Source organism: Candidatus Marinarcus aquaticus, assembly GCF_004116335.1.
GTDB lineage: Bacteria > Campylobacterota > Campylobacteria > Campylobacterales > Arcobacteraceae > Marinarcus > Marinarcus aquaticus.
The window spans coordinates 161,009-173,377 of the sequence record NZ_PDKN01000001.1 but is presented as its reverse complement, the minus strand read 5'-3'; the positions used below and the strand labels follow the sequence as shown (position 1 = coordinate 173,377).

Sequence of the window (12,369 nt, the reverse complement as noted above, 5' to 3'; positions counted from 1 at the left end):
AATGAAACTGTTGCTTCAAGTTACCATTGTCCTTGCCATTGTATTGAGCTACTTTTTAATTGATTACAATGCCATTTATAACTCATTACGGGGAGAAGGTGAATTTGTATTGCAAGATAAAAATTGCAATTTAAAAGAGTCTGCATGTCAAGTCACCATACAAGATGGTACGCTATTTGAACTTGAAGTCACCCCTAAAGAGATTCCATTGATGAAACCCTTGACGTTTACGCTTAAAAGTTCCAATCAAGAGTTAAAAGATCTCAAACTGCATATTTATTCTACGAATATGATGATGGGCGATTATGAATTACCTTTTACGCATATGGGCAATGGAGTTTATAAAGCCACAGGACTTCTTCCAACATGTCCTGTGGGTGGTATGAAATGGAATGCTGATTTAGAAGTAGGAAAAATAAACAAAATCATTGGAGCACGGTTCCAATTTGAAACGGACATATAAATGAAAAAACTTATCACCTTTGGAATTCCTGTTATTATTGCGATTGTTGCGATACTCTTTTTAAAACCCATTATTGAGCAATCAAAAGAGCAAAAGAAGTATGCATTTACAGTCTCCACTATCAAAGGGGATGTCTCCAAAGAGGACTTTAAAGGTAAAGTATTGGCCGTCTATTTTGGATACACTTTTTGTCCTGATGTTTGTCCCACCAGTTTAAGTTCACTGGCACAAGCATTAAGTGACTTCTCACCTGAACAACTCAAATCATTTCGAGGTCTGTTTATCAGTGTGGATCCTGACAGAGACACTCTTGAAAATTTAAAAGAGTATGCTCAATATTTTCACCCTACTTTTTTAGGTGCCACCAGCAATAAAAAGAACATTGATGACATCACCCAACGATACGGTACATTTTATGAAAAAATCTATTTGAAAGATTCTAAAATGGATTACTCTGTTTCACATACATCGTATATCTATATTTTTGATAAACAAGGAAACTTTGTAGCAAAAGTTGATCACTTCTCTGATCCCAATAAAATTAAAGAAAGTTTAGAAACTCTTTTAAAATAACAATAATATTTCAGATAAATAAATCAACTAAATAGTATAATCCCACAAAAAAAGATTATACAATGACTGAATCAAATAAAAATATATTTTATATCTTAATGTTTCTTGCCATGCTTGGATGGGGTGGCTCGTGGGTAAATATAAAGGTTTTAAGCTCTTATATAAATGAATATGATGTAATGTTTTTTAGATACATCATTACTGCTGTTACAATGATTCCTATTATGCTAGTACTTAGAAAATCTTTTAAAATTGATTTAAAAAGCTTTTTTATCGTTGTTGTAGCTTCAGCAATACTTGTTGCCTATATGAAATATTTTTATCTTGGTACTAAATTAGGTACTGCCAGTTTAGGTGGTGCTTTTGTAACAACACTTATTCCTATTAATACTTTTTTAATACTTGCAATATTTGGAAGTAAAAAAATATTCAAAAAAGACTACTTTGCTTTAGCTTTAGGTGCATTAGGTGTTTTAACAATGTTAAATGTTTGGAGTGCACATTTAAATGAAGTCTTTGTTATTCATAACTTATATTTTATTTTGGCCTCAGTTCTTTGGCCTCTTCTTACAATAACAAGTTCAAAAGCAAAAAAGATCTCTCCTATCGTATTTACTTTTTACATGTATATAGTAAGCAGTTTTATGGCTATTTTCTTTATGGATTTTACAACTATTGCGTATGATACATTTGATTCAATATTTTATATAAATCTTTTTGCCATTACAATTTTTGCTTCAACCTTTGCAAATACTATTTTCTTTTTAGGTATAGAAAAACTAGGAGCTGCCAATGTAAGCAGTTTTATATTTTTAGTCCCTTTTGCTGCAATTACACTGAGTGCAATATTTTTAAAAGAAAACATCACTGTTTCAATTATTATTGGAACAATCATGACTATAGTTGCTGTGAAGATTCTAAATAATATAAAAATATATAAGAAGAAAAACGTTGATTTAAATTAGTTTCAACGAAGTCATTTATTTGCAGAACAAAACTGCATAAAAGTAAAATGCTAAATTACAAAATTGATATTTTGAATCAACAAGAAACCTTTGTAGCAAAAGTGGTTCACTTGGGGATTCAAACAAGAAGTAAAAAGGTTTTAGCAGATTTTATTTAGCTCTTTTTAGTCCTGCTTCGTTATATTCTCGTTATATAATCACATTTTAATTACTAACTAATACCTAAAAAAATTATTTTTAAAATTTAATGGTGAAAGTCAGCATATTTGTGTTAATATACTACCTCAATGAAATTATTAAATAATTTATAATTATATTTCGAGGTACAAGGTGTATAAAAATACAACGGTCAAAGAGAAGCTCTATTCTTTAGCAGCTATCACAGGAACCATATATATTATTTTCCACATAACATTGCTTATTTTTTCAAATGATGTTAAGACCAAATGGGATTTATTTGAAAAAAATATTACCAGCAAAGTTATTATTATTTCTCAAATAAAGAGTCAAATGGGTTATGGTGGAATGATACAATCTTACCAAAATTATCTCTTAACCCAAGACAAACAATACATCAACGCTTTTAATCAAAGTTTTACTGTTTTTGAAGCATTAAAAAACAAGTATTTAAAACTTCAACACACCAAAGAAGAGCTGCTCTATTTAGAAGAGATTGAGAATGTTTTTAAAGCCTATCAAACACAGTTAAATCAACCGATAAAAGAGTTAACGGTTTTAAAAGAAGATGAGCAAAATGCTCTACATGCACTTGATGCATTGGAAACAAAATTTGCGCAAGTGAGTAAAGACATCTCAACACGTTTAGACTCAACCATACAATACATCTACTCGTTAAGTATCTTTGTAGTCATCTCAATTATTCTGTTTACGCTTTATTTAAAAGGGTTCTTTCAACACACCATCCTTGACCCTTTGGTTGAAATAGAAAAAGGCTTAAATGCTTTCTTTAAATTTCTTGCAGACAATAAACATCGTGCACACCCCATTCAACTTAATAACGACAATGAGTTTGGCAAAATGGCAAAATCAATCAATACAAACATTGAAATTGCTTCTAATTTACACGATGAAATCACGAATAAAAACAATGAATTTGAAAAGCTCATTGAATCTTACAGCAAAAACGTCATTGCTTCTAAAACAGATATAAAAGGAAACATTACGTATATCAGTGAAGCTTTTGTTGAAATTTCAGGATACAACAAAGAGGAGTTGCTGGGGCAACCTCACAATATTGTGCGACATCCAGAGATGCCGAAAGAGAGTTTTAAAGATATGTGGGAAACCATACAAGCAGGTGAAGTATGGAGAGGTGAAGTTAAAAACAGAAAGAAAAATGGGGATTTTTATTATGTTTATGCCACGGTTGCCCCTATTTTTAATGATAACCAAGAGATTACCGGCTACAGTGCAATTCGACAAGACATCACACAACAAAAAGAGATTATTCAACTCAATCGTGAACTTGATATTTATAAAAAACATCTTGAAACACGTGTGAAAAATGCGACTTCACAAATTGAAGAGCTTATGAGTGAAATTGAAGATACTCAAAAAGAAGTTGTATTTACTATGGGAGCCATTGGAGAGCGTCGTAGTGAAGAGACCGGAAACCATGTCAAACGTGTGGCCGAGTACTCCAAACTCTTGGCACTTTATTTAGGTATGCCTAAAGAAGAAGTAGAACTTTTAAAACAAGCCAGTCCTATGCACGATATTGGAAAAGTGGGAATTCCTGATTCAATTTTGAATAAACCAGGACTGCTTACAGAACAAGAGCACCGATGCATGCAAGAGCATACCACATTGGGATACAACATGCTTAAAAACTCCAAACGCCCGCTACTTCAAACAGCTGCAATTGTGGCATATCAACACCATGAGAGATGGGATGGAAAAGGATATCCTCAAGGTTTAAAAGAAGAGCAGATACATATATATGGTCGTATTACTGCCATTGCGGATGTATTCGATGCACTGGGAAGTGACCGGGTTTATAAAAAAGCATGGGATGATGAAAAGATTTTTAATCTCTTTAAAGAAGAAAGAGGTTATCAATTTGATCCAAAGCTTGTAGATATTTTCTTTAAACATATTGATGAATTTATTCAAATTCGAAATACATTTCAAGACACAAAACTCGCTTCATAATATAAAGAGCTTCTGCTCTTTATACTCTATCTTGGGTATGCCCCATTATTAATATCAATACACGTACCATTAATGTACTCGGGGCTTCCTATGGCCAACCATACAATCGTTCGTGCAATCTCGCTTGCTCGTGCAAAACGGTGAGTCACCACTGTCTTTTTAAACTCTTCGATACGCTCTTTAGAGTTACTCTTTTGCATATCCGTTTCAACAGGGCTTGGAGCAATACAATTGACAACAATGCCATCACCACCTAAAAGCTTAGCGTAGATTTTTGTTGCATTGATTAAACCTGCTTTTGCAATACCATACCAAACGTCAGGATGACCTATTTGTCCAGCAATGGATGCTACGTTGACAATACGCCCGCACTTTTGCTTCTTCATGCCAACAGAAAATTCATTCATAAGCTCAACCGGAGCATATAAATTAACATTCATCATGTTTTCTCTCTCTTGGGAAGTGTATTTGTCATAAGAGATGTGGGGTTGCATAAAACCTGCATTATTGATGAGGATATCAATATCACCTACAGTTTTTACAATTTCAGAGATGTTGTCTAAGTTGGTTAAATCTGCTTCAATTTCAGTCACATTAGGTAAGCCACCTAACTCAAACTCATTGAAGTCGCGACCAACGACATAAATTTCATATTCGAGTTTGACAAAGATTTTTGCCACCTCTAAACCAATTCCTTTATTGCCTCCAGTAATTAATACTTTTTTAGTCATATTAACTCCTAAATTTTGTGTAAGAATTAATTATATCGTATAATTTTAATTCATACAATGCAAAAAGTTATCTATTTAGAAAAAAATAATACAGTATGGAATAAGCAGCTGATGCTACTTATTCTCATTTAAAAGATGTTCATACCGTTTATCTGTTAACAGTTTCATAAAGGCAACCAAGGCATCGACTTTTCGGTCATTTTGTTTATTGGCTTTTAAATCATCTAAACTGATGGTCTCTTCCACTTCTGGTGCAGCCCAAGGTTCACCTGTTTCAGGATTGATTTTTCGATCAGGATTATTATATTTGTCATAAAACTCTACAACTGTTCTTAAATCTTTAAAGACACCATTGTGCATATATGGACCAGTGATTGCCACATTTCTGAGTGTTGGCACTTTGTATTTTCCTCTTTGAGCAGTATCATTAACTGCTGGGTTGGCTAAAAGACCATCATCAAGTGCCGTTACGCCATTTTTTACTCGAAGTTCTTCATTGACAGGAACTCCTATATTATGATATTCATAATTTGTAAAGGTTTCACCTGGTTTGTCTTCACCTTTTAAAACATGGCATGTGGCACACGAATTATTATTATTGGAAAAAAACAAAGAACGTCCTAAATCTTCTAATACCGTTAAATCATACTCCCCTTTTAAAAAGCGATCATATTTTGAATCAAATGGTGCAAAGAAATCGGTCTTCTCAAAATTTTCAAGTGCTTTTGTCATTGCCATATAAGCTTTGTTTGTATCATTAAAGATATCTTCACCATAAATTTTTTTCATTGTTTGCACATAATAGGCATTCTCTTGCAATCGACTTACAACCTCTTGTTTATCTTTCATACCCATTTCAATAGGATTTAAAGGTGGCCCCCCTGCTTGTCCAGCTAGAGTTGCTTCTCGACCATCCCAAAACTGTCCACCCACATATTTTTTTGTCTTTTCGTTGTAATGAAACTCTGGAGAAAACATCGCATACGCTGCCGTTGGTGCTTGTCTGTCACCTAAAGATTTTCCATCATCCCCTAATGAAGCTTGGCTTTTAATTCCATTTTCACGATTATCTGTAAAACCTGCTTCTGGGTTATGACATGTTGCACAGCTTTGCGTTCTATTTTTAGATAAATTCTTATCAAAAAAGAGTGCTTTACCTAAAGCAACACTCTCATCACTTTTTACGCTATCTTGCGCATGAATCGCACTTGTCAGACACAAAGATACGACTAAAACTTTTAAACTTCTCACTTATTCTCCTTTTTTTCAACAAATTCGCAAATGGGAAAAACAACAAACCTTGCAGTGTTGAATACGATGCCATTTGCTCCTTTCTTAGACCAAATTTTAAATACTTCACCTCTTGCGAATACTTCACACTTCCAAACACTCTGTCCCAAAGTGATAGATAACCTCCATAGTTTTTATCAAAATGTTTTTTACTGTGATGTATTTGGTGCATATAAGGGGAAACCAACCACTTTTCAACGGCTTTAAAATACTTTAACTTCACATGTGTGTGTCGTAAATTTGATCCCAACAGGTTAAATACAAACACCACAATATTTACACCAAAAACTGTGTAAATGTCCAACCGTGCGCCAAACCAATAAAAAAAGAGCCCCGTAACTGCTCCAATACTTAAAGCATACCGCAGTCCAAACAATAAGTTTTCAACCGGATGAACTCGATAAAACGTAAACGGTGTCAACACCTTGGCACTGTGATGTACTTTGTGAAACTCCCACAAAATTGGAATGGTGTGCAACCAACGATGCACCCAATAACGGCTAAAATCACTGACGATAAACAAGGCCAAGGTATAACACACCAAAACAGCTTCATACGACCAATCAAAAGAGACATAACCGAAGTTTTGAATACAGATTTTATACACCCACATCGTCACCTCTTTAGCTCCAATAACCAAAGGAAAAATTAAAAAGATTTTGATGTAGACATTTACAATAAAATAGATGTAGTCCAACTTGGCACTTTCGTGTAGCCACAACTTTGAGCTTAAGACCACACGTGCCTCTTTTTTATTCAGCATCAAATATCCCATTGCAATAAGCATGGAACTTAATATATAGATAAAATAAAGACGCTTATTGGCATCAATAAAATACTCAAATGCTGAAAAATCCATGACTAGTCTCCGTCAGCATCCAGAATTTTTGATGTGATTTTCAACTCTTGTATCAACGACATGAAGTAGTTGTTATATAAATTATTTGCAATCACATAGAACTCTTTTGCCTCTTTACTTGTCAAGTCATCATTGGGAATTTTTTCTAATGCATCTAAGGCATCTTTGATGATTTGTCGAGTAATTTGGACTTCATCATGGGTTAAGTCTTTGATGTATAAATCCCCAAAATCAAAATACTCAGGTGCATCTAAGATTGCTTGATGTGTTTTTAAAATCGCTTTTAAAGCCAAGACCGAATTTTTACTTAAGTAGTACTCTGCTCGATTATTATTGGGATTGTCTTTATATTTAAGTGTGGCACCCAATACATCAGCCACTCTCCACTCTTTGAGTTTATACGCACTTCCAACCAAAGCATTCATCACTGCTGCATTGGTAAATGTTTCATCCTCTAAAAACTGTCTGTTTTTAGTTGTATACACTTCTAAGATATCTTCTAAATGAGATTGAATATTTTGCAATATCATTTTAGAAATCGCTCTGTCTTTAGTGGTGATTTTCTCATTTGAATAAAGAATATACTCTAAAGCATTGATGGTTTTAAATGAGTTTTTAAACATTGAAACAGCCAAACTGTCATTGGATTCTCTCACACGTTGCATCTGCTCATGAAGATTCTCTTTTAGGTTATGATAGACATCAATGTATCGTGGTGAATCCAAATAGTCACTGTCTAAATCCCCCGCAACATATACTGCTTCCACTTTTTTCCAATTATAAATCAGCTCTTGAAAATCTTTTTTTAAAACCTCTTCACTCTTATCATCTAAATCTGTGATAAACTTTTTTGTTACATCAATTGTTACTTGTGTGTCGTTGATTAATACTTTATTGAGTATGTTCTGTTTTGCATCTTGTGCAAATAAAGAGCATACAAAAAGCAGTCCTACGAATAGCGTTCTCATAATTCTCCTAAAAACTTCAATAGTTTTTCTCTGTCTTGTTTGGCTAAATTCATAAATGCTTTTTTAGCATTTAAGGCCTCTCCACCATGCCATAAAATGGCCTCTTCTAAACTTTTTGCTCGTCCATCATGTAAATACTCTGCACTCTGTCCAATGGCCTTGTCATAACTGTTAATGCCCCACAATGGAGCGGTACGCCACTCATTTGCTTGTGCCATAAACTCTACACGTCCATCACTGAGCTCTTCACCCATATCATGCAATAAAAAATCACTGTAGACATAAACGGGTTTGCCCTTAGATGAACTCAAAGATGGAATGTGGCATGAGGTACACCCTATTTGTTCAAAAAGTTGTTCTGCTTTAGCATCTTTGTTTTCAACCACCGGCACTTTTAAATGTTTAAGATAAAAATCAATCGCATCCAAACGTAAATCAGGTACATCCACTTCATCTCTTCCATGTGGTGCGTTCAAACACTCTTTTTGATACGAAGTGCAATTATCTTTTCCGTAAAAAGAGGTGGTCAAACTCATGTCATTAAAAAAGGCATTGGCAATTTGATTTTTAACTGTGGGAGCGCTGGCTTTATACGTATATTTTCCTACAGCTAAGCCACCCTTCTCTTTAGAGTAGACCCAATTTACTCGACCAGAGATGCCATCCTTGTTTGCATCATTCACGTCTTCATTGGCAAGAATGGCTTCATCAGAAATGGCATCGACATAACCCAGTCCAACCAAAGCAGGTGCTTTTCGTACACTGATATGCGTCTGTTTTGAAATTTCACCGTAATTTAAATCGATTAATGAGTAGTGAGGCACATTTAAGTAGACCATATCTCCATCAGGATAAACAACTTTTTTTTGTTCATACACAACTTTAAGTCGTCCTTCAAAAGGAACATCTTTAACCCCATTGATTGCCAATTGTGCACCATAAACGGGGTGAGGCACAAAACCTTGCTGTTGCATTAACGCTTGATGTTCTTGTGAATTATTGCTGTCAATGGAGAGACGTACGACCACACTTCTGCTGATATTGCCATCCTTAGTAAAGAGACTGCCTAAAGCATTATTGGGATGGCAGCTGATACAGGAGTTGGCATTAAAAAGTGGTCCCAATCCATCTCTTGCAGTGGTTGCGCTGGGTGCTTCCACCCAAGGAATTCTAAAAAAACTTTTTCCCAACATCGACAAATCGATTTGTTCATCATTTAAACCATCATACGGTTTTGTAAAAGCTTTTTTAGAAGGATGAGTTGTTTGAACGGCAAAAACACTCACAGCCAATAAAGCTGTGAGTGTTGATATTGTTATGAATGATTTCATCGAATCTCTTTTAGATTTGTGTCTCTTCTGCGTCAGTTACATCATCAACAGTTAAGTCAATTCCATTTGCTTTAGCAACATTGACCATTTCATCACCCAGTTTTCTCATCTCATTTTTAAGTTTAACAATCACTTTTGATTGTGGATCCGTTGAGATAATTTGTCGGTCAAAGTGTCTTGAAGTTCGAGCCACTTCATCCACTGATGCAATTTTTGCTTCGATAGAAGTCATTAACGTCGTTACTCGTTTTTTGTCCTCTTCATTCAATGCATCGATTGGTGCTTTACCTAATTTTTTACCTTCATAGATTCCTAAAAGAACGTTTTTGAACCCTTGGTAGTTTGTAGCGATATCTCGATGCGTGTTGTCAGAGAAGCACGAATGTTCGTCCTCTTCACTTGGAGTTAATACTGCAACTGCAATTCTTTCGTTTGCAAGTTCTGATTTAATAAAAACACCCATACCTGCAAAAATCTGTTTCATTGCTGTTTTTTCATCAATGTTTTTATCTGCATTTTCACCCTCTAATGTATTTAAAAGCGCCGCTTTATAAAGTCCTGTTGTTCCATCAACTTTATTATCCCAAGCAGAAGCAACGATTTGTAAGTCCTCTACTAACTTATCCGTTACAGCTTTTAAATATGCCAATCTTCTTGGTGCATTCACGTCACTTGTAAAATCACTTAATGGTCTTTGTCCTGCAACTAAATCACCTGAAGTAACTTGATCTTTAATGAAGTTAGAGTAATCTTGGTCTTGTCCCCAAAGTAAGAATTCAATTGCATGGTAACCCGTACTTACATTTGCTTCACCACCATTTTCATTCAAGTTTGTTAACGCCTCTTTGGTTATGGTTGTTACATCAACCTCTGTGCTTTGTTCCCCACCTGGATTAAATGCACCTGCAGTGTCAATGATATTTCCTGCAGTCTTTTTACCATCTGCATCAATCGTATAATCAATCATATTTTCGTCAAGTGGCCATGCATTGATTTGTCCTTCTAAAGCGCCATATGCTTCAGAAATCCAATTCTCTTCGGCATCAATAGGACCATTTGATAATCTGAAAATTTCAGATTGACCATATGATTCTCGTGAATGTATCCAAGCATCTTTTGCCGCTTGGAATGTCTCTTCTGTTGGGTTTTGTGTAAATGTATTAACAGCTGTTTGTAGTTTAACAGCATCATTAAGAGCATCATTATAATTGGTTGTTGCAATTTTTGCATACGTTTGCACAATATCTGATGTCTTTGCAACAGGTGCATCCACACTCTCTTTTGCACAACCTGATACTATCAATGCCGTAGCTATACTGATTCCTGAAATCAATAACTTCACTTTTTTCATATCTCTTCCTTTTAATTTTGTAATTATGATTGTTATTATCAATAAGATATGCAATTAAAACATCATTTGACTTTAAAGAAACTTAATAGTGATAATAATTATTAAAATAAGGTGGAAAGGGAGAGGATGGGGATTAAAAGAGAGACTTTAATCCTTTAATTAATCCATCCATTTCTTCGTCCGAGAGTTTGTCATTGAGTTTTTTTGAGAGCTCTTTTTTTACTTTCTCTTCAGCTCTTTGTTTGAGTACTTCACCCACATCAATTGAGATGTCAGGTTTATCAATATTGCCTTTGATTTTTGCTTCGACCTTATGCCCTTTTAAATCCAGTTTCACATTGGTGTCGAGTGTTTTGTTCTCTAAATCCACCCTACTTTTAGGCACCGTGATTTGAGTGTATTGACTCTTCATATTCACTGTTGAATTGATGACTTTTTTATCAATTTGACTGTTGAGTGTAAAGTTTTCATACACCTCTTTGGTGATATCAAACTTAGCCAAAGTATTGATTAAATAAGAAAATCTGTTTTTCACAAACTGACCATTAACCAACATCGCAGTGATGTCACCTTTTTGAGTCACTAAGTTATAGTTCACATTGGCATTGGCTTTAGAATCAAAAAAAGAGGGGTATGTCAGCATCTTTGTTAACGCCAATACTTCAATATCTTTCATGCTTGCAGTTAACTCATCATTATAAAGTGTATAGTTCACTTCTCCATCTAAAGTTTCAGAAATTCCTGTGATTTCAAGATTATCATCTTTTTTAACCGTACCATTGATTTCTAAATTACCAGCTAATTTCATTTGTGTTATATCATACAAACGTGCTAAATCTTCAAACACAATTTGATAATCTGAAATCAAAGAGTTATCTTTCAAACTCAATCGCGCTTTTTGTACAAATACATTGACAATAGAGGTAAAAAAGTCCACTCTGTTTTCAACCATATACGGTTTTAAATCGGTGATGATTTCTCCTTGAAAGAGTTTCACCGTGTCAAGTTTTAAATTAAATGCTTCATTGACAACTTTATTATTCAATGCCCCATTATGAATATTGGTTGTAATTTGTCCTGCAAGCGTCGGAATCTTTGTGTTGGTGATTTTCCCATTTATATCCACCAATCCTGTTGCATAGGCTGGTTGATTGAGTGTATAGAGCGCTTTTTCAATCTTCACCCCTTTACTTGCAATATCCACATTGGTCACTGCAAAGTTTTTCAACACCACATCATATTTAGAATCACTTCCAAAAATATCTGTAATCCCTTTTACTAAAAGCAACTCTTTATTTCCATTGATTTCACCATTGGTTTGGAAACTTCCTTGAAGTTTTTGTGCTGTGAACTGCTCTAATTTTGAAAGATCCTCGAAATTCACGTCATATTTTAAATTGAATTTCAGACTCAATGGTGCAATTTCACCTGCAACAGAGAATTTCGAACTCTCATCCAAAGATGCCGCTATATTCATCTCACTCATGGTAATAACAAAAGAATCAAATTTAAATGTAGCAATACCCTTTTCATGTACTTTATTTTCAATAATAGAGGCCACCGTTTGATTACCAAAAGAAGTGAATAAAAAGATATACGCTGTTGAGATATTCAATAAAATAAAAAGACTTAAAAACAGAAATAGTTTTCTCATAAGAAACTCCTT

The 12,369-nt window shown here is 34.4% G+C and carries 11 protein-coding genes; 4 read left to right on the top strand and 7 right to left on the bottom strand.

What is annotated here, in order from left to right; genetic code table 11:
- Position 1: 1 nt before the first annotated feature.
- The 4 genes from CRV04_RS00835 (at position 2) to CRV04_RS12930 (ending at position 4,173) form a co-directional block, all read left to right on the top strand.
- Entirely contained in the window at positions 2 to 463 is a 462-nt protein-coding gene (locus CRV04_RS00835) for a hypothetical protein (RefSeq protein ID WP_128994721.1), read from the top strand.
- Positions 464 to 1,036, top strand: coding sequence for an SCO family protein (locus tag CRV04_RS00830; RefSeq protein WP_128994720.1), 573 nt, complete (start codon positions 464 to 466; stop codon positions 1,034 to 1,036). It begins immediately after the preceding gene.
- 62 nt (positions 1,037 to 1,098) lie between these two features.
- Complete coding sequence (locus CRV04_RS00825) at positions 1,099 to 2,001, top strand: DMT family transporter (protein ID WP_128994719.1); 903 nt, start codon at positions 1,099 to 1,101, stop codon at positions 1,999 to 2,001.
- 330 nt (positions 2,002 to 2,331) lie between these two features.
- Positions 2,332 to 4,173, top strand: coding sequence for an HD domain-containing phosphohydrolase (locus CRV04_RS12930; protein ID WP_228126425.1), 1,842 nt, complete (start codon positions 2,332 to 2,334; stop codon positions 4,171 to 4,173).
- A gap of 26 nt (positions 4,174 to 4,199) precedes the next feature.
- On the opposite strand, the gene CRV04_RS00815 is transcribed toward CRV04_RS12930, so the two are convergent.
- The 7 genes from CRV04_RS00815 to CRV04_RS00785 form a co-directional block, all read right to left on the bottom strand.
- A complete protein-coding gene (locus CRV04_RS00815) occupies positions 4,200 to 4,904 on the bottom strand; it encodes an SDR family NAD(P)-dependent oxidoreductase (protein WP_128994718.1) in 705 nt (234 codons plus the stop codon).
- A gap of 114 nt (positions 4,905 to 5,018) precedes the next feature.
- Positions 5,019 to 6,155: a cytochrome-c peroxidase gene (locus tag CRV04_RS00810; RefSeq protein ID WP_128994717.1), complete on the bottom strand. Its 1,137-nt coding sequence runs from the start codon at positions 6,153 to 6,155 to the stop codon at positions 5,019 to 5,021.
- The gene (locus CRV04_RS00805) at positions 6,091 to 7,053 is read right to left on the bottom strand and encodes a sterol desaturase family protein (RefSeq protein WP_128994716.1); all 963 of its coding nucleotides are present in this window, start codon (positions 7,051 to 7,053) and stop codon (positions 6,091 to 6,093) included. Before CRV04_RS00805 ends, CRV04_RS00810 begins: the two co-directional genes overlap by 65 nt.
- A gap of 2 nt (positions 7,054 to 7,055) precedes the next feature.
- Positions 7,056 to 8,021, bottom strand: coding sequence for an imelysin family protein (locus CRV04_RS00800; RefSeq protein WP_128994715.1), 966 nt, complete (start codon positions 8,019 to 8,021; stop codon positions 7,056 to 7,058).
- Positions 8,018 to 9,352, bottom strand: coding sequence for a di-heme oxidoredictase family protein (locus CRV04_RS00795; protein WP_128994714.1), 1,335 nt, complete (start codon positions 9,350 to 9,352; stop codon positions 8,018 to 8,020). Before CRV04_RS00795 ends, CRV04_RS00800 begins: the two co-directional genes overlap by 4 nt.
- 10 nt (positions 9,353 to 9,362) lie before the next feature.
- Positions 9,363 to 10,703: an imelysin family protein gene (locus CRV04_RS00790; protein WP_128994713.1), complete on the bottom strand. Its 1,341-nt coding sequence runs from the start codon at positions 10,701 to 10,703 to the stop codon at positions 9,363 to 9,365.
- A gap of 133 nt (positions 10,704 to 10,836) precedes the next feature.
- Positions 10,837 to 12,357 carry a hypothetical protein gene (locus tag CRV04_RS00785; protein WP_128994712.1) on the bottom strand — a complete coding sequence of 507 codons (1,521 nt, stop codon included), beginning with the start codon at positions 12,355 to 12,357 and terminating at the stop codon, positions 10,837 to 10,839.
- Positions 12,358 to 12,369 lie beyond the last annotated feature (12 nt).